This is a genomic window from Devosia sp. (assembly GCF_024707125.1).
Classification (GTDB): Bacteria; Pseudomonadota; Alphaproteobacteria; order Rhizobiales; family Devosiaceae; genus Devosia.
Map to the genome: position 1 here is coordinate 598,149 of NZ_JANQAH010000009.1, position 22,292 is coordinate 620,440.

General features: G+C 61.5%; 23 protein-coding genes. 5 read left to right on the forward strand and 18 right to left on the reverse strand.

Going from position 1 to position 22,292, the window contains the following annotated elements:
- Window position 1 precedes the first annotated feature (1 nt).
- Window positions 2-910: a tRNA pseudouridine(55) synthase TruB gene (gene truB / locus NVV77_RS13030; protein ID WP_295413915.1), complete on the forward strand. Its 909-nt coding sequence runs from the start codon at window positions 2-4 to the stop codon at window positions 908-910.
- Window positions 911-1,008: 98 nt separating this feature from the next.
- On the opposite strand, the gene NVV77_RS13035 is transcribed toward truB, so the two are convergent.
- The 4 genes from NVV77_RS13035 to NVV77_RS13050 all read right to left on the reverse strand — a co-directional run bounded on the left by NVV77_RS13035 (window position 1,009) and on the right by NVV77_RS13050 (window position 4,752).
- Complete coding sequence (locus tag NVV77_RS13035; protein WP_295413918.1) at window positions 1,009-1,899, reverse strand: ribokinase; 891 nt, start codon at window positions 1,897-1,899, stop codon at window positions 1,009-1,011.
- Window positions 1,896-2,435 carry a DUF1697 domain-containing protein gene (locus NVV77_RS13040; protein ID WP_295413920.1) on the reverse strand — a complete coding sequence of 180 codons (540 nt, stop codon included), beginning with the start codon at window positions 2,433-2,435 and terminating at the stop codon, window positions 1,896-1,898. The genes NVV77_RS13035 and NVV77_RS13040 overlap by 4 nt, the downstream gene beginning before the upstream one ends.
- Window positions 2,436-2,504: 69 nt before the next feature.
- Window positions 2,505-3,545, reverse strand: coding sequence for an FUSC family protein (locus NVV77_RS13045; protein WP_295413922.1), 1,041 nt, complete (start codon window positions 3,543-3,545; stop codon window positions 2,505-2,507).
- A gap of 1 nt (window position 3,546) precedes the next feature.
- On the reverse strand, window positions 3,547-4,752 hold the full coding sequence (locus NVV77_RS13050; protein WP_295413925.1) for an HlyD family secretion protein: 1,206 nt from the start codon (window positions 4,750-4,752) through the stop codon (window positions 3,547-3,549).
- 105 nt (window positions 4,753-4,857) lie between these two features.
- Between NVV77_RS13050 and NVV77_RS13055 the strand changes: the two genes are divergently transcribed.
- Window positions 4,858-5,337 (forward strand): MarR family transcriptional regulator, encoded by a 480-nt coding sequence (locus NVV77_RS13055; protein ID WP_295413928.1) that lies wholly within the window; start codon window positions 4,858-4,860, stop codon window positions 5,335-5,337.
- An 86-nt stretch (window positions 5,338-5,423) separates the two neighbouring features.
- On the opposite strand, the gene NVV77_RS13060 is transcribed toward NVV77_RS13055, so the two are convergent.
- The 3 genes from NVV77_RS13060 to irrA all read right to left on the reverse strand — a co-directional run bounded on the left by NVV77_RS13060 (window position 5,424) and on the right by irrA (window position 7,482).
- Window positions 5,424-6,011 (reverse strand): YdeI family protein, encoded by a 588-nt coding sequence (locus tag NVV77_RS13060; protein ID WP_295413930.1) that lies wholly within the window; start codon window positions 6,009-6,011, stop codon window positions 5,424-5,426.
- A gap of 3 nt (window positions 6,012-6,014) precedes the next feature.
- Entirely contained in the window at window positions 6,015-6,851 is an 837-nt protein-coding gene (locus tag NVV77_RS13065; protein ID WP_295413933.1) for an arylamine N-acetyltransferase, read from the reverse strand.
- Window positions 6,852-7,038: 187 nt separating this feature from the next.
- Window positions 7,039-7,482 (reverse strand): iron response transcriptional regulator IrrA, encoded by a 444-nt coding sequence (gene irrA, locus NVV77_RS13070; protein WP_295413936.1) that lies wholly within the window; start codon window positions 7,480-7,482, stop codon window positions 7,039-7,041.
- A gap of 187 nt (window positions 7,483-7,669) precedes the next feature.
- On the opposite strand from irrA, the gene fabA reads away from it, so the two are divergent.
- Window positions 7,670-8,200 (forward strand): 3-hydroxyacyl-[acyl-carrier-protein] dehydratase FabA, encoded by a 531-nt coding sequence (gene fabA, locus NVV77_RS13075; RefSeq protein WP_295413939.1) that lies wholly within the window; start codon window positions 7,670-7,672, stop codon window positions 8,198-8,200.
- Window positions 8,201-8,290: 90 nt separating this feature from the next.
- The gene (gene fabB, locus NVV77_RS13080) at window positions 8,291-9,517 is read left to right on the forward strand and encodes a beta-ketoacyl-ACP synthase I (RefSeq protein WP_295413942.1); all 1,227 of its coding nucleotides are present in this window, start codon (window positions 8,291-8,293) and stop codon (window positions 9,515-9,517) included.
- A 155-nt stretch (window positions 9,518-9,672) separates the two neighbouring features.
- Here the strand turns inward: fabB and NVV77_RS13085 are convergent, their stop codons facing one another.
- The 11 genes from NVV77_RS13085 to NVV77_RS13135 form a co-directional block, all read right to left on the reverse strand.
- Window positions 9,673-10,569: a hypothetical protein gene (locus NVV77_RS13085; protein ID WP_295413944.1), complete on the reverse strand. Its 897-nt coding sequence runs from the start codon at window positions 10,567-10,569 to the stop codon at window positions 9,673-9,675.
- Between the two features lie 249 nt (window positions 10,570-10,818).
- Window positions 10,819-11,073 (reverse strand): hypothetical protein, encoded by a 255-nt coding sequence (locus NVV77_RS13090; protein WP_295413946.1) that lies wholly within the window; start codon window positions 11,071-11,073, stop codon window positions 10,819-10,821.
- Between the two features lie 69 nt (window positions 11,074-11,142).
- Complete coding sequence (locus NVV77_RS13095) at window positions 11,143-12,123, reverse strand: ABC transporter substrate-binding protein (RefSeq protein ID WP_295413949.1); 981 nt, start codon at window positions 12,121-12,123, stop codon at window positions 11,143-11,145.
- Between the two features lie 28 nt (window positions 12,124-12,151).
- Window positions 12,152-13,264, reverse strand: a complete 1,113-nt coding sequence (locus tag NVV77_RS13100; protein ID WP_295413952.1) for an ABC transporter permease — start codon at window positions 13,262-13,264, stop codon at window positions 12,152-12,154.
- A complete protein-coding gene (locus tag NVV77_RS13105) occupies window positions 13,264-14,130 on the reverse strand; it encodes an ABC transporter permease (RefSeq protein ID WP_295413955.1) in 867 nt (288 codons plus the stop codon). Before NVV77_RS13105 ends, NVV77_RS13100 begins: the two co-directional genes overlap by 1 nt.
- 274 nt (window positions 14,131-14,404) lie before the next feature.
- Window positions 14,405-15,202 carry an ABC transporter ATP-binding protein gene (locus tag NVV77_RS13110; protein WP_295413956.1) on the reverse strand — a complete coding sequence of 266 codons (798 nt, stop codon included), beginning with the start codon at window positions 15,200-15,202 and terminating at the stop codon, window positions 14,405-14,407.
- Window positions 15,193-15,570 (reverse strand): hypothetical protein, encoded by a 378-nt coding sequence (locus NVV77_RS13115; RefSeq protein ID WP_295413957.1) that lies wholly within the window; start codon window positions 15,568-15,570, stop codon window positions 15,193-15,195. The genes NVV77_RS13110 and NVV77_RS13115 overlap by 10 nt, the downstream gene beginning before the upstream one ends.
- Window positions 15,570-17,021 (reverse strand): dihydropyrimidinase, encoded by a 1,452-nt coding sequence (gene hydA, locus NVV77_RS13120; protein WP_295413959.1) that lies wholly within the window; start codon window positions 17,019-17,021, stop codon window positions 15,570-15,572. Before hydA ends, NVV77_RS13115 begins: the two co-directional genes overlap by 1 nt.
- A 156-nt stretch (window positions 17,022-17,177) precedes the next feature.
- A complete protein-coding gene (locus NVV77_RS13125) occupies window positions 17,178-18,428 on the reverse strand; it encodes a Zn-dependent hydrolase (protein WP_295413960.1) in 1,251 nt (416 codons plus the stop codon).
- Window positions 18,429-18,499: 71 nt separating this feature from the next.
- Window positions 18,500-19,996 (reverse strand): CoA-acylating methylmalonate-semialdehyde dehydrogenase, encoded by a 1,497-nt coding sequence (locus NVV77_RS13130; protein WP_295413962.1) that lies wholly within the window; start codon window positions 19,994-19,996, stop codon window positions 18,500-18,502.
- Window positions 19,997-20,062: 66 nt separating this feature from the next.
- Window positions 20,063-21,343 (reverse strand): aspartate aminotransferase family protein, encoded by a 1,281-nt coding sequence (locus NVV77_RS13135; RefSeq protein ID WP_295414462.1) that lies wholly within the window; start codon window positions 21,341-21,343, stop codon window positions 20,063-20,065.
- A gap of 176 nt (window positions 21,344-21,519) precedes the next feature.
- On the opposite strand from NVV77_RS13135, the gene NVV77_RS13140 reads away from it, so the two are divergent.
- The gene (locus tag NVV77_RS13140) at window positions 21,520-22,242 is read left to right on the forward strand and encodes a TetR family transcriptional regulator C-terminal domain-containing protein (RefSeq protein WP_295413964.1); all 723 of its coding nucleotides are present in this window, start codon (window positions 21,520-21,522) and stop codon (window positions 22,240-22,242) included.
- The last annotated feature ends 50 nt before the right edge of the window (window positions 22,243-22,292 follow it).

Below are 22,292 nucleotides of genomic sequence, written 5' to 3' on the forward strand. Positions count from 1 at the left end.
CGTGACCGAACAGAAGAAATCCAAGAAGCGCCCCATTTCCGGATGGGTTGTGCTCAACAAGCCTTATGACTTCACCTCCACCCAGGCGGTGGGCAAGGTGCGGTGGCTGTTTTCCGCGGCCAAGGCCGGTCACGCCGGCACGCTCGATCCCCTGGCTACCGGCATTCTTCCCATTGCCCTCGGCGAGGCCACCAAGGCCGTGCCGCAGGTGCAGGATGGCACCAAGGTTTATCGGTTTTCCATTGTCTGGGGCAGCGCCACGACCACCGACGACCGCGAAGGCGAGGTGATCGCCACTTCGGATGTGCGCCCCGACCGCGCTGCGCTGGAAGCCGTTTTGCCGCAGTTCACCGGCCTCATCATGCAGCGCCCGCCGATTTTTTCCGCGCTCAAGATCGACGGCGAACGCGCCTATGATCTCGCCCGCGCCGGCGAAACCGTTGAACTGGCCGAGCGCCCCATCGAGATCGATGCCCTTGTCGTGCTCGAACACGGCAGTGAACAGAGCATGCTTGAAGTCACCTGCGGCAAGGGCACCTATGTGCGCTCGCTCGCCCGCGACATCGCCGAAGTGCTCGGCACCCGCGGCCACGTCGGCAGCCTGCACCGCGCTGCGGTCGGGCCCTTTTCCGACGCGGATGCGGTGACTTTGGAACAACTGGAAGCCGCCGAAGCGGGCGAAGCGCGCGACGCGCTGCTGGCCCCGACGTCGGCCGGTCTCGTCGATCTCCCCGAAATCCGCCTCGACGCCGGCCAGGCCAGCGCGGTGGGCAATGGCAATCCCGTACTTCTTACCGGCGCGGCGGCCCCGGCCCAGATTGACGAATGCTGGGTCAGTTTCAAGGGCAAGGTGTTGGCGACAGGCTCGGTCGAATTCGGTCAGTTCAAGCCGCGGCGGGTCTTTCACTAAGCCCAACCTCAAACACGGTGTCATCCCCGCGAAAGCGGGGATCTCTGTTTGGGGAAGGAAGATTCCCGCTTTCGCGGGAATGACGCCGTGACCCGCCTCTAAACCAGCGCGTCGACATCCCTAGCGAGCGGAATAGCCGGCTGCGCGCCCGGATTGAGACACGCAAGGCTTCCCGCCACGGCCGCGCGGCGCATGGCCTGTTCCAGCGTCATCCCGGCATCAAGGCTCGCTGCGAGATACCCGCAGAACGTATCGCCCGCGCCCACCGTATCGACCGGCGTCACCTTATAGGCCGGCACGGCAAATTTTCCTTCCGGCGAAGCCGCCCGCGCCCCATCGGGGCCAAGGGTAACCACAATGGTGCGCCCGGTCTTAGCAACCCACTCATCCATGGCCGCATCGAGTTCCTCGATGCCGCGGCCCGAAAGCAGGGCGAATTCGGTTTCGTTGGCGACGACGATATCGGCCAGCGGCGCCAGCTCCGGCGTATCGGCCAGGAACGGCGCGGTATTGAGCACGCTGCGCGCACCCTTCGTCCGCGCAATGTCGAGCGCCCGCCGCGTCGCCGCCTGCGGGATTTCCTGCTGCAGCAGGATCGTGTCCTTGGCAGTAAGGTTGCCCAGCGTCCGGTCGGCATCGTCCGGGCTCATCGTGCCATTGGCGCCCGGCAGGATGGCGATGACATTTTCGCCGGCGCTATCGACAAAGATCATGGCAATGCCGGTTGCCGCATGCGCTTTTCGCATTTGCGACAGGTCTACCCCGCCCTCCTGCAAAAGCTTCAGCGCCATATCGGCAAAGGCATCGTCGCCCACGGCGGAAACGTGGCGCACATCGGCCCCGGCGCGGCGCGCGGCCAGCGCCTGGTTGGCACCCTTGCCGCCCGGCGCCATGGAAAAAGTGCCGCCCGCAACGGTTTCGCCCGGTTCGGGCAGACGCGAAACGGTGCCGACCTGATCGAGATTGCTAGAGCCGAAAACAACGATCACTTCAGGACCTTTTCGATAGTGTTCCAGTTGCGCATGGTGTCGAGCACGCCCTTGCCCAGTTTGGCATAAAGCGGCTTCAGCACCTCCTCGACGCCTTCCGTATAGCGCCCATTGGGCTGGCGATAGCCGGCAATGTAGATTTCCCGGGCATCGATGCGGACGATCTCGGTATGGCCGGGCCGGTCCTCGATCACCAAGCCCTTGGGCAGGGGCTCATCGAACATCAGCACATGCCGCGTCACATCGGCCGCGGGGTCGATCCTGTCAAAGGGATGCTCGGCGAGCATTTCCTTGATCTCGTCCTCGGTCCGCAGCACCACGCCCACGGCAAAGCCGAACTTTTTCTCGATGGTTTTTTCAAGGAGCGCCTTGCTCTCGGCCGGCCCGGCTTTGCTGAGAAACCGCACATTGCCGCTGGCAAGGATGGTCTTAACGTCTGAAAAACCCGCCTCTTCGAGGCAGGCCTTTAGTTCGGCCATCTTCATCTGGCGCTTGCCGAGGTTGATGCCACGCAGAAAAGCGACGTCCACAGCCATGTCCCGCCCCTCCACAAGCGTTCGACCCTGCCGCCCGATGTAGCACCGGGCGGCAGGGGATTGGAAGGCTCAGGCGGTGGCTTCAGCCACTTCTTCGCTCCGGTCCTCGCGCGGCACGAACATGGTTTCCAGCAGCGCCAGCAGGACAATACCCGAGAGCATGATGCCAACGGTGAGCACGACGCGCTGCACCACCACTTCAACGGCCGAATTGGCGCCATAGATCGAGGACAGGACGATCACCAGCGCGACCGAGCAGACATACTGATAATATTGTGGGCGCGCCGCGCCGGTCGTCATCTTGTCGATCAGCACATAGGTAATGGCGCTGAGCAGGGCCAAGAGCACGATGAACTGCGGCACGAGATGGTAGACCATCAGCGCGCCGACGCCGATAATGGCCCCGACAATGGTGCCGCCGCCGCGATCGACCACCTGCTCCATGCGTCCGCCATGGTCGGCCTCGCCGCAGATGAAGATCATCATGATCGGCGCGATCAAGAGGCTCAGATTATTGGTCGCATAGGTGGCGATGAGCACGGCGAGATAGACCACGACGCGAATGGCCAGTTCCACGCCCGGCTTTCGCCCGACATAGGGTTTTACCTGTTCGACATAGACGCGTTTGGTTTGCGGCGGGAAGAGCAGATTGGTGACGATTGCCATGATCCCGACCATCAGCCCGGCTGTCGCCATGCCCTCGGCCATCACGGTCAGCGCATATTCATTGTAGAGCGCCGAGATCGACATCATTGCCGGAAACACGGTGAGCAACATGCCGCCGCGCGAGCCCTTGAACAGCATCAGCGCAATGCCGCCCGTGGCGAGCACCACGTTCCAGAAGATGAAGATGGCCGGCTGGTGGACCGTGAGGCCCGCAAGCCAGCCGAACAGCATGGCCACGACGGGCAGCACGAGAGGACCGGCAAAGGTGCGGCCATTGAGGGCACCGCGCTGATTGGAAATCATGCTCATGCCGATTGCGATGGGCAGCATGGGCTGGGTGACGCCCAGCGGTTCGGCAAAGGCGAACAGAACCGCCACGCAGAGCATGGTGCGCAGTGCGAGATAGGGATCGTCCAGCGGGTCGACGCGCGGCAGCGGTTCCATCTTAGTTGAAGCCCGACATCACGCTCGAAAAGCCCAGCATGGCGCGGGCAAGGACCGGCACGAGCCCGCCTTCGTCGGGCAGGATCAGGGCTGCGGCTTCTGAGCCGATGCGCACATTGGCGGGAAGCGAAGCGGGATCGTCGATGATCACGCGCACCGGAATCTTGCGGGCGGGCGGAAACCAGCGTGTGTCCGTGGAAGATTGCGCCAGGCCATTGGTGGAGGTGCGGCCGCTCGAAATGCCCCAGGCGATGGAATCGACGGTGGCGTCGAACTGTTTTCCGGGCGCCGCTTCAAATACCACCACGGCCTTGTCGCCGGGCTCGACATTGACCAGCTGGTTTTCGCGGAAATCGACGAGGACACTGGCGCGGTCGCCGGAAATGAAAGTCATGACCGGCGAGCCGGCCGCGACGAACTGACCCTGGGTGAGCAGCAGGTTGGACACATGCCCGTCCGCCGGCGCCACCACGGTCGTGCTTTCGAGCGCAAAGCGCGCCTTTTCAAGCCCGGCCTGGGCGGCGCGGAAATTGGGATTGGTGTCGTCGAGCGCGCCGGCCGAGGTGGTGACGCGGTCGAGTTCGGCCTTGGCGGCGGCGACATTGAGTTCGGCCGTCTGGAAATTGCCCTCGGCCTGGGTCTTCTGGGCATCGGTGACGAGGCCGCGATCATACATCTGGCGCGTGCGTTCGACGGCGTCCTTTGCCGTCACCAGCGCCACTTCGGCCTGGCTGAGCTTGGCCTGCGTCGCCGGAATGGCAGCGCTGGCCGAGGAAATATTGGTCGAGGTCAGGTCAAGCTGTGCTTCGGCCTGGGCCACGTCCATCTTGAACGTCGTCTCGTCGATACGGAACAGCGGGTCGCCCGCCCTAACGCTCGAATTGTCCGAGACCAGCACTTCGGCGACGGGGCCGGCGACGCGCGCTGCCACCTGGGTGACATTGCCCATGACGGAACCGCCGGAGGCGAAGGGGGCGTTATGGTCCGAAAGCGGATACCAGGCGATGGCGGCGCCCAGCACGATGAAGAGGCCCAGGCCCACCATCCGCGCCTTCTTGCGGCTGCGTGAGGGCTTTGCGGGTTCCTCGGCGACGATAGTGGGCAGGGCGGGCTCGGCCTCGGCCGGAACGGGCGGGACAATAGCGGGCCGGGATTCGGCGCGGACGGCTTGAATGTCGCCCTCGGTCATAGGAGAAAGCTTGGCCATTTGGATATCTTCGATTGCTGGTGTGGGACGCTATCTAGTCCCGAAAATATACCTTTGCAAGAAAGCATCTTTGCAAAATAGTAAAAATCGCATAAAGGAGGGGGCATGCAGGACCGGATCGAACCATTGATGCGCGAATTGACCGACGAGATGAGCCGTGGCTATCGCGCCTTCTCGGCAGCGGCCGGCATCAACATGTCCGACATGATGGCAATCCGTTTCGTAAGGGATCAGGAGGGCCAGGCGACGCCGACGGCTCTCGGCCGGTATCTGGGCATGACCTCGGGCGCCACGGCCATCCTCATCAATCGGCTGGAAAAGGACGCCTATGTGCTGCGCGAGCAGCACCCCAATGACCGCCGCGCGACATTGTTGCGGGTCGGCCCGGGCGCCGAGGACATGGCGCTTCCCCTTTCCCGCAGCGCCCAGCGTCTGCGCGAAACCGTCATGGCGGGCTATTCGCGCAGTGATATTGAAGTCATCGAGCGGTTTCTGTCTGACATCGTTGCCGCGCTAAAATTGCGCAATGAGGGACTGGAAGCGGAATTGGCCACGAAGACCACCGATCGTCATCCTCGGGCTTGACCCGAGGACACTTCACTTAAGCAAGCTGCGGCAAGTAGAAAGCCCTCAGGTCAGACCCGAGCGTGCCGGTTGGAGAAAATTCCAAACTAGCTCTGGGGATAGATCGTTTCGCCCCGCGCCAGCATCTCGACAAGGCTGGCGATCTTCTTCTTGCGGCCGGCCTCGGTCTTGAGGTTTTGCACGCGAAAGGTCAGCGCGAAGCGGTTTTGCGCGGTCAGTCTCTCAAAGGTCTTCAGCGCATCCGCATTGGCGCGAATGGCCTCCAGCAGGTCCTCGGGCGGCCCCATAGTGGTCTTGTAGGCCGCGTCCCAGCGCCCATCGGCCTTGGCGAGATCGACATGGGCTAGGCCATGCGCGGTCATCAGCCCCGCTTCGGTCAGCCGCGCGACATTGTCGCGGTTGATCTGGCTCCACACCGATTTGGGCCGGCGCGGGCAATAGCGCTGCACAAAGCTTTCGTCGTCCCAGCTTTTTCTGATCGCATCGATCCAGCCCCAGCAGAGCACGGCATCGATCGCCTCGACCGGGGTAACGGTCGGCTTGCCCGCACCCTTCTTGAAGATGCGGATCCACACTTCCGGCGCGCTGTCGTGATTGTGCGCCAGCCAATCGTAAAACGAGTGAAAATCAGGAAATTCGCGGAGGGCCTCAACCGGCACGGTGACGGGCGCCATGAGCTATTCGACCGTTTCGGGTGGCGCCGGGAGGAGCCCGGCAAGCTTGGCATCGAGCTTGTCGCTCTCGGGCAGGGTCAGGCCCAGCTCCTCGGTCAGCACGGTGCGAATTTCTTGAACCGAGCTCAAGGTGCGCTTTTCCGCGGCTCCGCCGGTCGGCTGCACCGTGAACTGGTCATTGTGCACTTTTAGCCGCCGCCCGCTGGGCGAGAGGGAGGCGCGCAATTGCAGCGTGAAGGGCGAGGCAGGATTGCTCGAGAGATCGCGATTGATGTCCCAGAGGTCCACTTCGGCCACTGTGTCGGTGGTAAAGACATAGACCCCACGCCACTCGTCCCCGATCTTGACCTCCAGCGTCCAATTGGGATCGCCACCGGTCAGGCGGAAAGTCTCGTGCGGGGTCGCCTGTTCGGCGCCGGCCCTGAGGCGCAGCGGCGTCGTCAGGCTCAAGCCGCCAAAGCCGACATCGGCGATGTAGTTGACGCCCTTGATATCGACCAGCAGCAGCATGTGGCTCGGCGGCGCACTGATCGCCTCCGGATTGGTCCAGATCACCCGCGCCAAGAGCGGCCGCACCTCGTAGTCGAGATCGGCAAGAATGCGCATGAACAGGAAATTGTGCTCGAAGCAGAAGCCGCCGCGCTTCTCGATAAGCAGCTTCTTTTCAAGGCTCTGCTGGTCGAGCAGCACCTGCTCGCCGGTCAGCGGCCCGATATTTTCGAAGGGAATGACGGCTGGATGCAGGGTATGCAGCAGTTCCAGGGTCTGAATGGTGGGTGCAATCGAACCGGCAAAGCCGATTCGCTCGAAATAGGCATTGAGATTGACCTTTTCGGGCATCGACCACCTTTGTCGCTGTTTCCTGGGCCCCACTATATGGGGAAAGGACGGGCTTTTGTCACGGGGTGCACGACAGCTTCGGCGTCCATTGGCCGTCATCCTCGGGCTTGACCCGAGGACGTTTCACTTGAAAGCGATGCCGCAAGTGGAGAGCCCTCGGGTCAAGCCCGAGGGTGACGATTGAAAGTCAGACCGCCGCCTTGCGCACGCGGATGACCACGTCGACATGGGCCACTTCCATGCCCTTGGGGGGCTTGGGCAGGGCCTTGAATTCGACCGAGGAGGCCGGGATATCGATCATCCGCTGCTCGTCTTCCACAAAGAAGTGATGGTGGTCGGACGTATCGGTGTCGAAGTAGGAGCGCGAGGCGTCGATGGCCACTTCGCGCAGGAGCCCCGCTTCATGGAACTGGTGCAGCGTATTGTAGATCGTTGCCAGCGACACATTCACGTCGGCCGCATTGGCTTCGGTATGCAATTGCTCGGCGCTGACATGGCGATGCGGGCCGCCAAACAGCAGTTCGGCCAGCGCAACGCGCTGCCGTGTCGGCCGGAGGCCAGCCATGCGCAACACCGCCGTCAGGCAGGGCGTATGGGACGCAGGACGGTCGGCAAGGTCAAAATCGGTCATTGGGCCAGTGCTACTCGTCTCATTGGTCCATAAAATATGACCCTAGTTATAGTGGCGCCAGGGGTTTGAAACAAGTCGCCGAACTGTCACAGCGCGGGCCTGCCTGCCTCCCTTGTCCTTTGGGCTGGCTTGACCCCTTTTCCGCACCTCTATACGAGACAAGGCTTGAGCTTAGCGGGGATGGGTAATGGCGGACCGGCAACACGCATTTGGTTATGAAGAGCTTTTGGCGCATGGTCGCGGCGAATTGCCCGGCCAGATGGATGCGCGCCTACCTGCGCCGCCCATGCTGATGTTCGACCGCATCACTCACATCGATGAAACCGGCGGCGATTTCGGTAAGGGTCTCGTGCGCGCCGAGCTCGATGTGAACCCGGACCTGTGGTTTTTCAAGTGCCATTTCATCGACGATCCGGTGATGCCGGGTTGCCTCGGTCTTGATGCCGTCTGGCAGATGACCGGCTTCTTTCTTGGCTGGATCGGCCAGCCGGGCAAGGGCCGCGCTCTCGGCGGCGAAATCAAGTTCACCGGCCAGGTGACCAATGACGTCAAGCTGGTCGAATACGGTATCGACATCAAGCGCGTCATGCGTTCGCGCCTGACCCTCGGCATTGCCGATGGCTGGGTCAAGGCTGACGGAAAATTGATCTACGAAGCCAAGGACTTGCGCGTTGGTCTCTTCACCGATGCGCAGCTCCACGAGCAGAAGTCTGCCTGATCGGCCTTAATGCCGTACCGAACCGAAACTATATAGAGTGAAGCGCCGGCCCCCATGGCGACTTCACCAGACGACCAGAGCGAGGATTCTATGAGACGAGTAGTGGTAACCGGCATGGGTATCATTTCTTCGATCGGCAATTCGCTCGACGAAGTCACTGAAAGCCTGCGCCTGGCCAAGCCCGGTATCGTCTTTGCCGAAGACTATGCCGAATTGGGATTCCGCTCGCAGGTCAAGGGCGACCCGCGTCTCGATCCGTTTGAAGCCCTCGATCGTCGCGTCACTCGCTTCATGGGCAAGGGCGCGGCCTGGAACTATCTCGCCATGCAGCAGGCCATTGCCGATGCAGGGCTCGAAGAATCAGACATTTCCAATCCCATGACCGGCATCGTCATGGGTTCGGGCGGTGCTTCCACCCGCACCATCGTCGAAGCAGCCGACGTCACCCGCGAGAAAAAATCGCCAAAGCGTATCGGGCCGCTTGCCGTGCCCAAGGCCATGGGCTCGACGGCATCGGCGACGCTTGCCACGTCCTTTGCCATCAAGGGCGTCAACTATACGATCACCGCGGCCTGCGCGACGTCCAAGCATTGCATCGGCAATGCCATGGAACAGATCATGCTCGGCAAGCAGGACATCGTCTTTGCCGGCGGCCACGAAGACCTCGACTGGACCCTGTCGAACCTCTTCGACGCCATGGGCGCAATGAGTTCGAACTATAACGAGACCCCCGCAAAGGCCTCGCGCTGCTACGACGCGGCCCGCGACGGTTTTGTGATTTCAGGCGGCGCCGGCGTGCTGGTGCTCGAAGAATACGAACACGCCAAGGCGCGCGGCGCGAAAATCTGGGCTGAACTGGTCGGCTATGGCGCGACCTCGGACGGCGTCGACATGGTTGCGCCCTCGGGCGAAGGCGCGGAGCGCTGCATGCGCATGGCGCTGAAAAACATCAAGGCGCCGATCGACTATATCAATCCCCACGCCACCTCGACCCCGGTGGGCGATCTCAAGGAAATCGAAGCCCTGCGCGCCGTCTTCGGCAATGAAGGCAAGTGCCCGCCGATCTCGGCGACCAAGTCGCTGACCGGCCATAGCCAGGGCGCCACGGGCGTGCATGAATCGATCTATTCGATCCTGATGATGAAGAACCGCTTCATCGCCGAAAGCGCCAATATCGACGTGCTCGATCCCGCCTTCGAGGACATGCCGATCCTGCGCCAGCGCCGCGACAATGTCGATCTCGGCTATGTGCTCTCCAATTCCTTCGGCTTTGGTGGCACCAATGCCGCCCTGGTGTTCAAGCATCCGGACGCGTAAGTCGCGCCGATCACGGAACAAGAAAACGGGGCCTTTCGGCTCCGTTTTCGTTCTCGTCACGTCACGAGAAAAATGATGATGATCAGCCAGATCGGCACGCCGAGTAGCCAGAGAGCAAGACCTTTGAACATGGTGTTTTCCTTTCTCCGGCTCGATTAGAAGCGGCGGAATACGTCGGTGAGAACGGTGTTCTCATCGCGGTGGTTGCCGCCCTTTTGCGCCGCCCAGTAGGCGCCGATCGCGGACACGAGTGTCGTCGCGGCGAGCAGGAAGGCGGCGATGATGGCCGTGTTGCGGGCAATGCGCGCGGCCTCCACTGCATCCTGTTTGGCGCCGTCGATGGCAACAATGACCGCATCGACCCGGGCTGCCGATTCCTCGGGCGTCAGGCCCGTATTGGCGGCAACGACATTGGTGAGATAGGTGCGGTCGGCATCCGGCACCGTGCCATCGCCCAGGGCCGCCTGGGCAAAGATGCGCGCGGCCTCGCCACGGGCGGTTTCCGTATCACCGGCCACCGGCTGCTCGGAACGGAACAGCTGATCGGTGAAATAGGCATTGGGATCGATCAGGTCCGCTGATCCTTCCGCCACATTAGAGGTGGCGGTGGTAGCCGTTGCCAATGCCGAACCCGCCATATTGGCAACGGCACCCACGCCACCCACGGCGATGATGGCGCCGAGGACGGTGGCGCCGGCCCAGACGATCAGTCCATGGGCGCCATCGCGCACATCGCTTTCGTCTTCGGTGGCATCAAAATGCCGGCGACGCAGCCGGCCGGTGAGATAGCCCCCGGCCATCAGGCTCGAGACCTGCACCCAGAGGAACCAGCTTGCTGCAGCAATGCCGATCAGGATACCGGGTGCCCCTTCGCGGGCGTGAAAACCGACGAAGTTGAGCCCTACGGCGGCGCCGAAGGCAATGAACAGGAGTGAAATGGCTGATGCGAAGATGATGCCCGCGACAATAGCGGACCAGTCGACATAGCTGGCGCTTTCACGGGTGGACGACGCGTCGACAACAGCGACTTCGGTCGGATGTAAAACAGTCATGGTTGCGGCCCCCGTTCAGGCAAGGCCGATGAAGGACAGGATGGCCATGACGATGACCACGAGGCCAACGAGATAAATAATGGAATTCATGAAAATGCCCTCCGGCAATTGAAATGTGACATCTCAACTGGCGGGAGGGCGATTTCGTTCCGGACGCGGAGCGAAAGCTATTGCCGGCTTTCCGGCAAAGAAATGCACAAAAACAAGGAACTAAAGCGCCTTAAGTGATTCTTCGAATAGCCTCAGAGCCTAGCCGGTATACTGCCTGACATAGGCAATGATCGGCGCCAGATGCTGCGGATTGGTCCACAGGAACCAGCCGCCTGCGGCCAAAGCCAGCACGATGGCGATCCCGACTACTTTTTTGACCACCGAAAAGATGAGCCAGATGACGACGACGGCGCCAATGCCGAGGCCCATGAGGGTTAGCGGGTCTGTCGGGATCTCTGTCGGAATTTTGCGCTCCTCGGTGTTTTGCGCCTTGTGCCGGGTGAGCGTGGCCATTTCAAGTTTTCAGAAAGACAAAAGCGGGCAGGGATCGCTCCCCGCCCGCTTCAATAAGGTGACGAAAACTTACTTCAGCGCGTCGGTGACGACGGTCGTGTAAGCGCCTTCCGGCTGGGCCTTGATGATCGACTGGTCGAGCAAGGCCTTTACGGTACGATCATAGGTGGTCATGTCGAGTGCCGGATCAGCTGCGTCGACGAGCTTCGACACTTCGCCCACCATGTAGAGCTGGTGTTCGAGGGTAGCAGCGCCGGTTTCGTCGCTATCGACAACGATCTGGGCGGCTTCTTCCGGGTTTTCGAGGGCATAGGCCCAACCCTTCATCGAGGCGCGCACAAAGCGCGTATAGGCGTCGACCTTGGCCGGGTCGGAGAGCGAGTCTTCGAGGACATAAAGACCGTCTTCTAGCAGGTCATTGCCCATCTCGGTATAGTTGAAGATGGTCAGGTTATCCGGGCCATAACCGGCATCGAGCGCCTGGCCATATTCGTTATAGGTCATGACCGAGATGCAGTCGGCCTGGCCCTGGATCATCGGCTGGATATCAAAGCTCTGCTGAAGAACCGTGACGCCGCCGGCCGAACCGTCGGTGGCAATGCCTTCCTTGTTCATCCAGGCGAAGAACGGATATTCATTGCCGAAGAACCAGACGCCGAGCGTATGGCCCGGGAAGTCGGCGACGGTTTTGATTTCCTTCTCGACCGGACAGATCATCATCAGGCCCGAGCGCTTGAACGGCTGGGCGATGTTGACCAGTGGTACGCCCGATTCACGGGCCGCCATGCCGGCTGCCATCCAGGTGACGATGATGTCGGCGCCGCCGCCAGCAATCACCTGTTCCGGGGCGATGTTCGGGCCGCCGGGGAGGATAGTCAGGTCGATGTCTTCCTCGTCATAAAAGCCCTTGGCTTCGGCAACGAGATAGCCCGCGAACTGAGCCTGCGTCACCCACTTGAGCTGCAGGGTCAGCGCATCGGCTGCAAAGGCGCTGGGCATGGCCGCCAGCGCCATGGTGCCGGCAAGCAGACCAGTGATAAAAGTCTTCATTCTGTCGTTCCCTTTTCCCTGTAACAGTTTACGCCCGTCCACCACGGACAGACGGATGCCAGAAGGTGACGCCCCTTTCTATGAGGGCGATCACCCCGTAGAAGGCGGACCCCGCGATCGCGGCAACCGCGATCTCCGCCCAGACCAGGTCGATGGCAAGACGCCCCACCCCGGTCGAAATCCGGAAACCCATCCCCACAACAGGTGTTCCGAAGAATTCCGCTACGATTGCGCCGATCAAGGCCAGAGTCGAGTTGATCTTGAGGGCATTGAAGATGAAGGGCCCCGCAGCGGGCAGGCGCAACTTCAACAGCGTCTGCCAATAGTTGGCAGCATAGGTCCGCATGAGGTCGCGCTCGATGGAAGAGGCTGCGTTGAGCCCCGCCACCGTATTGACCAGCATGGGGAAGAACGTCATGGCGACGACGACGGCAGCCTTGCTCTGCCAGTCGAACCCGAACCACATGACCATGATCGGCGCGATGCCGATGATCGGCAGCGCCGACATGAAATTGCCGATCGGCAGCAGCCCGGCCTTGAGGAAGGGCGAACGGTCGACAGCAATGGCGACGATAAGCCCGGCAAGGCAGCCGATGATATAGCCGGGGATGACAGACTTGATGAATGTCTGGACGAAGTCGGCCCAAAGGATCGGCGCCGAGTTCGCCAATTGCGCCCCGATGGCCGAAGGCGCCGGCAAAAGCACCGGCGGCACATTTGCCCCGCGGGTGACGATTTCCCACACGACAAGCAGGGCCACGCCGAACACGGCGGGGATGAGGAGCCCCATCGTCTTTCGCGGCACTGTTCCCTTGCGGATCTCGCCTGAAAGCTGATCGACAAAGAGCCAGGCAAAGGCCCAGGCACTCACCATGGCGAACCAATAGTGGCCCGGCATGGCCGAACCCCTTGGCAGCGCCAGAACCAGCGCCACGGCAATCAGCACCGCGGCAAGACCATCGAGCCATAAACTGATCGGTCGGAAGAAAAACCGGGCCAGCGTCAGCGCACCGAGCCCAACGGCCACGGTGAGCAGAATTTCCGCATCCGCGGAAATCGCCGCCCCGATGAGCCCGCACAGCGCCATGCCGCCGGCCAGCAGCGCCAGGAGGGATTGCAGGAGAGTGAGACCAGATTTCATCACGCCCGCACCCCGATCCGCGCATTGACGAACTTTTCGGCTGCCCCGACGATCGCGACGAGCACCGCCGCCAGCCCGGCCGCGATAAACAAAGCCGCCCAAATCTGGATGGTTTGGCCGTTGTACGAGCCCGTGAGGAGCCGCACGCCAAGACCGCCCCCGGCTGCATTGGAGAGCTCTGCCACCACGGCGCCGATCAGCGAAATGGCAATGCCCACCTTCATCGAGGCAAAGAGCATGGGCAGCGCCGCCGGCCAGCGCAGTTTCCAAAAGACCTGCCAGGGATTCGCGTCATAAGTCCGCATCAGATCAAGCTGGATCGTCTCGGGCGAGCGCAGCCCCTTCACCATGCCGACGACGACCGGGAAAAAGCTCAGATACATCGAGATCAGCGCCTTGGGCACCAGCCCCGTCAGTCCCACGGCCCCCAGCCCCACCACGACCATGGGCGCAATGGCGAGAATAGGAATGGTCTGGCTCGCAATGATCCAGGGCATCAGCGAGCGATCCGTCGCATCATTGTGGACGATGGCGACGGCCAAGACGACACCGAGCGCAGTGCCGAAGACAAAGCCCAGCAGCGTCGCCGAAAGCGTGATCCACGCATGGAGCGCGAGGGAACGCCGCGAGGTGAATTCGAGCCCCATCGTGGCGTTCCAGATTTCCGAAACCACCTGATGCGGCGCCGGCAGCACTGGCTTGTCCTGCGCCCAGGTCTGGGCGGCGAATTCCATGAACGGCACGTTTTCGAGATTGGCGCGCCCATTGAGAATGTTCTGCCAGGGCGCGTTCATCCAGATCGCCGCCGCATACCAGAAGGCGAGGATGGCGACCAAAATGGTGAGAATGGGCAGGACGCGGTTCATGGCGAACCCCCACCCTCATTCCCTCCCCACAAGGGGGAGGGAGGCGCCTGCCGAGGGGCCAGTGAGCCACCCACTCTCCCCCTTGTGGGGAGGGAAGCGAGATAGGACTTGGCGTCAGCTAAGTCCGTGATCGAGCAGGGTGGGGGTGTCTCTCCCCACGCGCCAACGCTCTCGGCGGAATGACGTGAGCCAGCCATTAGAGCATAGCTCTCATGGCCTTCTCGCCTCAAATCGGTCCACCGGACCGATTTGCCCTGAGGGACGGCTCGAAGCATTACACCACCTCCTCATAGGAATGCCCGGCCCGCAGCCCATCGCGCACCCGCGCCGCAATCGCCAAAAACTCCGGCGTTTCGCGAATATCGAGCGGCCTTTCCTTGGGCAGGTTGCTCTCGATGATATCGGTCACGCGCCCGGGCCGCGGTGACATCACCACGATTTTCGTCGACAGATAAACCGCCTCGGGGATGGAGTGCGTCACAAAGCAGATCGTCTTCTTCGTCCGGTCCCAGAGTTTCAAAAGTTCCGAATTGAGGTGATCCCTGACAATCTCGTCGAGCGCCCCGAACGGCTCGTCCATGAGCAGGAGGTCGGCGTCAAACGCCAAAGCGCGGGCAATGGAGGCGCGCTGCTGCATGCCGCCCGACAGCTGCCAGGGGAATTTTTTCTCGAACCCGGAAAGGTTGACCAGTTCCAGCGTGCGCTTGATGCGCTCGGCCTGCTCGGCGGCCGAATAGCCCATGATTTCGAGCGGCAGCGCGACGTTCTTCTCGATGGTGCGCCAGGGGTAAAGCGCCGGTGCCTGAAACACATAGCCATAGGCGCGCGCCTTTCGCGCCTCTTCCGGCGTCTGGCCGTTGATATGCAGCGCCCCGGAGGTCGGCTGTTCGAGATCGGCAATGGTGCGCAAAAACGTCGTCTTGCCGCAGCCCGAAGGCCCGATAAAGGAAACGAATTCGCCCTTCTCGATGGTCAGGTTGACATCGCTGAGGGCAATGACATCGCCATCATTGGTCGAAAAAGTCAGGCCGAGATGTTCGGCGGAAACTACGGTAGGGGTCGTCACAAACACGGCTCCAACTCGCCCCAGGTCTCGCCCGTTGCGGTGTAAATTTTCAATGTTCCGGAAGAGAGCGGCGCGGCGACGATAAAATCTTCGGCGCCCAGCATTTCCTCGCCTTCATAGCCGCAAATGCCTGCGGCCCGCTGATTGCCGGCGGGATCGGCATGCACATCGACAATCATGCAACCGGTGGCATAGGTCGCCAGATAATCCTTCGTCAGATGCTGCAACCCATCGCTGTCGACATTGCCGGTAGCGAGATATTCGCAACCTTCCTTGTTGCCATAGCGATCATGCGGCAGGACGAGGCTCGCTGCGGAGGCCGCGCTGGCCCCCGCGACAAGGACAATGATGCCCAGACTGATCGGCTTTGCCATCACACCCCCGTAGCCGGGATGCCCGCGCGCTCGACTCTTCGCGGGGCGACCAATTCCTTCCACTGGCTGAGAGCCCGGTTGACCGGGTTCTTGGCCTCGCGGGCCACGAACTTGCCATGGCCCGGCTCGGCCTTCACCTCGTTCTCGACGATGGAAACCTTGCCGCGGCTCAACACGAAGCGCGGCAGGCCGGTCACCTCAAAGCCCTCAAACACATTGTAGTCGATCACCGACTGCTGCTTGGCCGCCGTGATCGTCTTCTTCCGTTTCGGGTCCCAGACGATCAGATCGGCGTCCGCGCCAACCATCACCGCACCCTTCTTGGGGTACATGTTGAGGATCTTTGCGATGTTGGTTGATGTCACCGCCACGAACTCGTTCGGCGTCAGCCTGCCGGTATTGACCCCCGCCGTCCACAGCACCGGCAGACGATCTTCGAGCCCGCCCGTCCCGTTCGGAATCTTGGAAAAATTGCCCACCCCATTGCGCTTTTGCGCGGTGGTAAAGGAGCAATGGTCGGTCGCCACGCAGGAGAGCGACCCTGCCTGCAAACCGGCCCAGAGCGAATCCTGATGCTGCTTGTTGCGGAAGGGCGGCGACATCACACGCCGCGCCGCATGGTCCCAATCGGGATTGAAATATTCGGTCTCGTCCAAGACCAGATGCTGGATCAGTGGCTCGCCATAGACGCGCATACCCTTCTGCCGTGCCCGGCGAATGGCCTCATGCGCCTGCTCGCAACTCGTATGCACCACATAAAGCGGTACTCCGGCCATATCGGCAATCATGATGGCCCGATTGGTCGCTTCGCCCTCGACCTCAGGCGGCCGCGAATAGGCATGGCCTTCGGGGCCATTGTTGCCCTCGGCAAGCAGCTTTGCCGTCATCGCTGCAACGACATCGCCATTCTCGGCGTGCACCAGCGGCAGGGCCCCAAGCGCCGCACAGCGCTGGAACGAGGCGAACATCTCGTCGTCGTTCACCATCAGCGAGCCCTTATAGGCCATGAAATGCTTGAACGAGGTAATGCCGCGATCGACCACCTCGGCCATTTCATTGAACACCTGCTCGCCCCACCAAGTGACCGCCATGTGGAACGAATAATCGGTGTTCGCCTTGCCGGTCTTGTTGTCCCACATCTGCAGGGCTTCAAGCAGCGATTGATTGGGACTGGGCAGGCAGAAGTCCACGACCATGGTCGTGCCGCCCGACAGTGCCGCGCGGGTGCCGCTTTCAAAATCGTCGGCCGAATAGGTGCCCATGAAGGGCATTTCGAGATGGGTATGCGGATCAATGCCGCCGGGCATGATGTAGCAGCCGCTGGCATCGAGAATTTCGTCGCCCGAAAGGTTTTGGCCGATCTCGACGATCACATCGCCGTCGATCTTCACATCAGCCACATAGCTGAGATCAGCCGTGACGACGGTGCCGCCCCTGATAACTTTGCTCATATCTTCGTTCCCTTGCATTCTCTCAACCCCACCACGCACCCCTCAGCGCCTCGGTGGGACTGTTATTAGTTTCCTATGGGCCTGCGGCTCCTTCTTCACCTCTCCCCCGAAGGGAGAGGTGGCTGGTAAGACCGACGCGTGAGGAGGTGTTGAACCTCACTCCACAATCTCCGCCGTTTCGACCACGGCATGGAACAGCACGTCACAGCCCGCGGCGGCCCATTCCATGGAAATATCCTCGGCTTCATTGTGCGAGAGCCCGCCGACGCAGGGGCACATGACCATCGTGCTCGGCGCCACCTTCGCCGCCCAGCACGCATCATGCCCTGCGCCGGAGATGATATTCATGTGGCTGTACCCAAGCTTCTCCGCCGCCGAGCGCACGCGGCCGACCAGCGTCGGATCGAACGTCACCGGATCAAAGTGCCCAACGGCCTCGACCGAACACCCAACGCCCAGCTCCGCGCAGATCTCCGCCGCCTTGGCCTCGATCGTCGCCCGCATGCGATCAAGTTTTTCCTGGCTCGGCGTACGCAAATCGACCGTGAACACCACTGTGCCGGGCAGCACGTTTCGCGAATTGGGCGAAAACTTCACCTGGCCGGTACCCGCCACGGCGCCCGGCTGTTCGCTCATCGCGATTGCCTGCACAGCCTCAAAGATCCGCGCCATGGCGAGCCCGGCATTGACGCGCATGGTCATTGGCGTCGAGCCGGTATGTGCCTCCCGCCCGGTCAGCGTGAATTCCAGCCACCAGAGCCCCTGGCAATGGGTGACGACACCGATCTGCTTTTCCTCCGCCTCGAGGATCGGCCCCTGCTCGATGTGATACTCGAAATAGGCGTGCATTTTCCGCGCGCCCACTTCTTCCTCGCCGACCCAGCCGATCCGCTTCAGCTCATCGCCAAAAAGCTTTCCGTCCATATCCTTGCGGCCATAGGCGTAGTCGAGCGTGTGGACGCCCGCAAAAACGCCCGAGGCGACCATGGCCGGCGCAAAGCGTGCGCCCTCTTCATTGGTCCAATTGGTCACGACGATCGGATGTTTTGTCTTGATCCCGAGATCATTCATCGAGCGCACGACTTCGAGCCCCGCAAGCACGCCCAGCACGCCGTCATACTTGCCGCCGGTCGGCTGCGTATCGAGGTGGCTGCCGATATAGACCGGCAGCGCATCGGGATCGGTCCCGGCGCGTGTCATGAACATGGTGCCCATCTTGTCGACACCCATGGTGAGGCCCGCTTCCTCGCACCAGCGCTGGAAGAGCGAACGGCCCTCCTTGTCGCTGTCGGTCAGCGTCTGGCGGTTATTGCCGCCGGCAATGCCCGGGCCAATCTTGGCCATGTCCATCAGGCTCTCCCAGAGCCGATCGCCATTGATACGAAGGTTTTCACCGGGAGAGGTCATGGTTTGCTCATAGTTCTGGTTGGTCATAGAAACAGCCCCGCCGTCGCAATGCGAGGGCGGGGCCGGTAGCGCTACTTCAGGCTCGGGAACGTGAACTCCGCCCCACCCTTGATGCCGGCGGGCCAGCGGGTCGTGACGGTTTTGAGCCTCGTATAGAAATGCACGCCTTCGGGCCCATAGATGGAATGGTCACCAAACAGCGAGCGTTTCCAGCCACCGAAGGAGTGATAGGCCACCGGCACCGGGATCGGCACATTGATGCCCACCATGCCCACTTCGATCTTGTCGGCAAATTCACGCGCGGCGTCGCCATCGCGGGTAAAGATCGCCGTACCATTGGCATATTCATGCCCGTGGATCAGGTCGACGGCGTCCTTAAAACTGTCGCGACGGACGACGGAGAGCACGGGCCCAAAGATCTCTTCCTTGTAGATCTTCATGTCCGGCTCGACATTGTCGAACAGCGTGCCGCCGACATAGTAGCCGTTCTCATAGCCCTGCAGCGAGAAGCCGCGGCCATCGACAACGAGCTCGGCGCCCTGTTCGACACCGGAGTCGATGTATCCGAGAATCTTGTCGCGGTGCATTTTGGTGACCACCGGACCCATTTCGGCGTCCTTGTCGGTCGCCGGCCCGATCTTGAGGCTTTCAACACGCGGCTTGAGCTTTGCGACCAGCGCATCTGCCGTCGCCTTGCCCACCGGCACCGCCACCGAAATCGCCATGCAGCGTTCGCCGGCCGAACCATAGCCGGCACCCATCAGCGCATCGGCCGCCTGGTCGAGATCGGCATCGGGCATGATGATCATATGGTTCTTGGCGCCGCCCAGAGCCTGCACGCGTTTTCCCGCTTTCGTGCCGCGCTGGTAAACGTACTCAGCAATCGGGGTCGAACCAACGAAGGACACAGCCTTCACATCCGGATGGTCCAAGATCCCGTCGACCATTTCCTTGTCGCCATGAACGACATTGAGAATGCCCTCGGGCAGGCCCGCTTCCATGAACAGGTTCCAGGCCAGCATCGGCGCCGAGGGATCGCGCTCCGACGGTTTTAGGATAAACGCATTGCCGCAGGCGATTGCGGCCGGATACATCCACATCGGCACCATGGCCGGGAAGTTGAACGGGGTAATGCCGGCAACGACACCAAGCGGCTGGCGATCCGAATAAGAATCGATCGACGGCCCGACATTGCGGCTGAATTCGCCCTTCAGCAGATGCGGAATGCCACAGGCAAAGTCGACGCAGTCGATGCCGCGCGCCACTTCGCCCAGCGCATCGTCATGTACCTTGCCATGCTCCTTCGAAATTTCCCGCGCGAGATCGTCGGCATATTGATCGAGCAGCGCCTTGAACTTGAACATGACGCGGGCGCGCTTCATCGGCGGGGTGGCGCCCCAGGCAACCTGCGCCTTGACCGCATTGGCCACGGCCTCATTGAGCTCGTCCAGCGTCGAGAGCGGCAGTTCCGCGCTCTGCTCGCCGGTTGCCGGATTGAATACGGGTACGCGCCGCGTCGAACTGGACACATAACGCTTGCCGCCTACGGCATTCTCGATGATCTGCATCAGAACCTCCCCTCCTTCTTGGGAACAAATATTCTATATTTCTACCTATAGAATTTCTGTTCCATTTCACTCAAGCGTTTTGAGGATGCCTGCGAGTGTGGTCACGATCTGGTCGATCTGGCTTTCCGAAACGATCAGCGGCGGGCTCAATGCAATGATATCGCCGGTGGTGCGAATGAGCACGCCTTGCTCGAATGCCTTGAGGAAGGCCGAGAAGGCACGCTTGGTCGGCTGCCCGGCGATCGGCTCCAACTCGATGGCACCGACAAGCCCGATATTGCGGATGTCGATGACATGCGGCAGGCCCTTGAGCGAGTGTAGCGCCGATTCCCACTTCGGCGCCAGTTCTGCGCCGCGCGTAAGCAGGCCCTCGTCCTTATAGGTTTCGAGCGTCGCCAGACCCGCTGCCGAAGCGATCGGATTGCCCGAATAGGTATAGCCGTGGAAGAACTCGATGACGTGTTCCGGCCCATTCATGAAGGCATCGTGGATTTCGGCCGAAACCATCACCGCGCCCATGGGAATGACGCCATTGGTCAGGCCCTTGGCGGTGACCATGATATCGGGAACGACGTCAAAATAGTCGGCGCCAAACGGCGTCCCGAGACGGCCATAGCCCGTAATGACCTCGTCAAAAATAAGCAGAATGCCGTGCTTCTTGGTGATTTCGCGCAGGCGCTTCAGATAGCCCGGCGGCGGAATGAGCACACCGGTCGAACCGGCCACCGGCTCGACGATCACTGCCGCAATGGTCGAGGCATCATGCAGCGTGACGATGCGTTCGAGTTCATCCGCCAGCTCCGTGCCATATTCGGGCAGACCCTTGGAGAAGGCATTCTTGGCAAGGTTATGCGTATGCGGCATGTGGTCGACGCCGGCCAGCAGCGTGCCGAACATTTTGCGGTTGGTGACAATGCCGCCCACCGAAATGCCACCGAAATTGACGCCGTGATAGGCGCGCTCGCGGCCGATGAGACGGGTGCGCGAGCCCTCGCCCTTCACGCGATGATAGGCCAGCGCGACCTTCAGCGCCGTCTCCACCGATTCCGACCCGGAATTGGTGAAGAGCACATGGTCGAGCCCCTTGGGCGCAATGTCGATCAGCCGATTGGCCAGCTCAAAAGCCTTGGGATGACCCATCTGGAAGGCCGGCGCATAATCCAGCTCCGCCGCCTGCTTCGCGATCGCTTCGACGATTTTCGGGCGCGCGTGACCAGCATTGCAGCACCAGAGGCCAGCGGTGCCGTCGAGCACCTGGCGGCCATCCGAGGTCGTGTAGTGCATATCCTTGGCCGCCACGAACATGCGTGGAGACTTCTTGAATTGCCGATTAGCCGTGAAAGGCATCCAGAACGCGTTGAGATCGTTCGGCACGACAGTTGTGGTGGACACGGCTTAGACGCTCCCGTTTTTCATCTCTGGTCGTTTCGTTCCTGATTGGCGCTTGACACGCATCGACGGAACCAAGATTTTTGACCAGTTGGAAAAATGTTAGCACTCCTGTTCATTCCCGCAAGGCGAAAATGGCGCCCCGAAAGCTGAAAACAGTAGAGCCCACCCAGACCTCCGCCAGGCGGCAGCACAAGGCGGATGCGAAGGCTGCTGCGGCTGCTCCGGCAAAGCCGCGCCCGCTCACGCGCATCCAGCGCGAGAAACAGGACATTATCCTCGAAGCGGCGCTGGAAGTGTTTTCCGCCCACGGCTTTAGGGGCTCCACCATCGACCAGATCGCCGAGGTCGCGGGCATGAGCAAGCCGAACCTGCTCTATTATTTCCCGAAGAAGGAAGAGATTCATCGCCGCCTGATGTCCGAGCTGTTGGTCACCTGGCTGGCGCCGCTCGAAGAAATGCGCGCCGACGGCGACCCCTTCGTCGAAATCCGCTCCTACATCCGGCGAAAGCTTGAAATGGCCCGCGATTTCCCGCGCCAAAGCCGGCTCTTTGCCAACGAAATGCTGCGCGGCGCGCCCCACATCATCGATATGATCGAGGTGGACCTGAAGGCGCTGGTCGACGAAAAGGCCCAGGTGCTTCTCACCTGGATGGATGAGGGCAAGATCGCCCGCACCGATCCCTACCACCTGATTTTTTCCATCTGGGCCACCACCCAGCACTATGCCGACTTCGACGTCCAGGTCCGCGCCGTGCTGGGCAAAGCTCGCGGCGGGGAAGGGCGGTTCGAGGATGCAGCGCGTTATCTCGAACAGCTGTTTTTGCACGGCCTTACGCCAAGGCCGCGGGCCTAGCGGCGCGCGCCACAGGCCGTCATCCTCGGGCTTGACCCGAGGACACTTCA

Excerpts from the sequence above, each read along its gene's own strand:
- NVV77_RS13095 (WP_295413949.1), bottom strand. The coding sequence starts at position 12,123 with ATGAAGACTTTTATCACTGGTCTGCTTGCCGGCACCATGGCGCTGGCG.
- NVV77_RS13090 (WP_295413946.1), bottom strand. The coding sequence starts at position 11,073 with ATGGCCACGCTCACCCGGCACAAGGCGCAAAACACCGAGGAGCGCAAA.
- irrA (WP_295413936.1), bottom strand. The coding sequence starts at position 7,482 with ATGACCGATTTTGACCTTGCCGACCGTCCTGCGTCCCATACGCCCTGC.
- NVV77_RS13045 (WP_295413922.1), bottom strand. The coding sequence starts at position 3,545 with ATGGAACCGCTGCCGCGCGTCGACCCGCTGGACGATCCCTATCTCGCA.
- NVV77_RS13065 (WP_295413933.1), bottom strand. The coding sequence starts at position 6,851 with ATGCCCGAAAAGGTCAATCTCAATGCCTATTTCGAGCGAATCGGCTTT.
- fabB (WP_295413942.1), top strand. The coding sequence starts at position 8,291 with ATGAGACGAGTAGTGGTAACCGGCATGGGTATCATTTCTTCGATCGGC.
- NVV77_RS13040 (WP_295413920.1), bottom strand. The coding sequence starts at position 2,435 with ATGGCTGTGGACGTCGCTTTTCTGCGTGGCATCAACCTCGGCAAGCGC.
- fabA (WP_295413939.1), top strand. The coding sequence starts at position 7,670 with ATGGCGGACCGGCAACACGCATTTGGTTATGAAGAGCTTTTGGCGCAT.
- NVV77_RS13060 (WP_295413930.1), bottom strand. The coding sequence starts at position 6,011 with ATGGCGCCCGTCACCGTGCCGGTTGAGGCCCTCCGCGAATTTCCTGAT.
- NVV77_RS13085 (WP_295413944.1), bottom strand. The coding sequence starts at position 10,569 with ATGACTGTTTTACATCCGACCGAAGTCGCTGTTGTCGACGCGTCGTCC.
- NVV77_RS13050 (WP_295413925.1), bottom strand. The coding sequence starts at position 4,752 with ATGGCCAAGCTTTCTCCTATGACCGAGGGCGACATTCAAGCCGTCCGC.
- NVV77_RS13140 (WP_295413964.1), top strand. The coding sequence starts at position 21,520 with ATGGCGCCCCGAAAGCTGAAAACAGTAGAGCCCACCCAGACCTCCGCC.
- NVV77_RS13125 (WP_295413960.1), bottom strand. The coding sequence starts at position 18,428 with ATGACCTCTCCCGGTGAAAACCTTCGTATCAATGGCGATCGGCTCTGG.
- hydA (WP_295413959.1), bottom strand. The coding sequence starts at position 17,021 with ATGAGCAAAGTTATCAGGGGCGGCACCGTCGTCACGGCTGATCTCAGC.
- NVV77_RS13135 (WP_295414462.1), bottom strand. The coding sequence starts at position 21,343 with ATGCCTTTCACGGCTAATCGGCAATTCAAGAAGTCTCCACGCATGTTC.
- NVV77_RS13115 (WP_295413957.1), bottom strand. The coding sequence starts at position 15,570 with ATGGCAAAGCCGATCAGTCTGGGCATCATTGTCCTTGTCGCGGGGGCC.
- NVV77_RS13130 (WP_295413962.1), bottom strand. The coding sequence starts at position 19,996 with ATGCAGATCATCGAGAATGCCGTAGGCGGCAAGCGTTATGTGTCCAGT.
- NVV77_RS13055 (WP_295413928.1), top strand. The coding sequence starts at position 4,858 with ATGCAGGACCGGATCGAACCATTGATGCGCGAATTGACCGACGAGATG.
- NVV77_RS13100 (WP_295413952.1), bottom strand. The coding sequence starts at position 13,264 with ATGAAATCTGGTCTCACTCTCCTGCAATCCCTCCTGGCGCTGCTGGCC.
- NVV77_RS13105 (WP_295413955.1), bottom strand. The coding sequence starts at position 14,130 with ATGAACCGCGTCCTGCCCATTCTCACCATTTTGGTCGCCATCCTCGCC.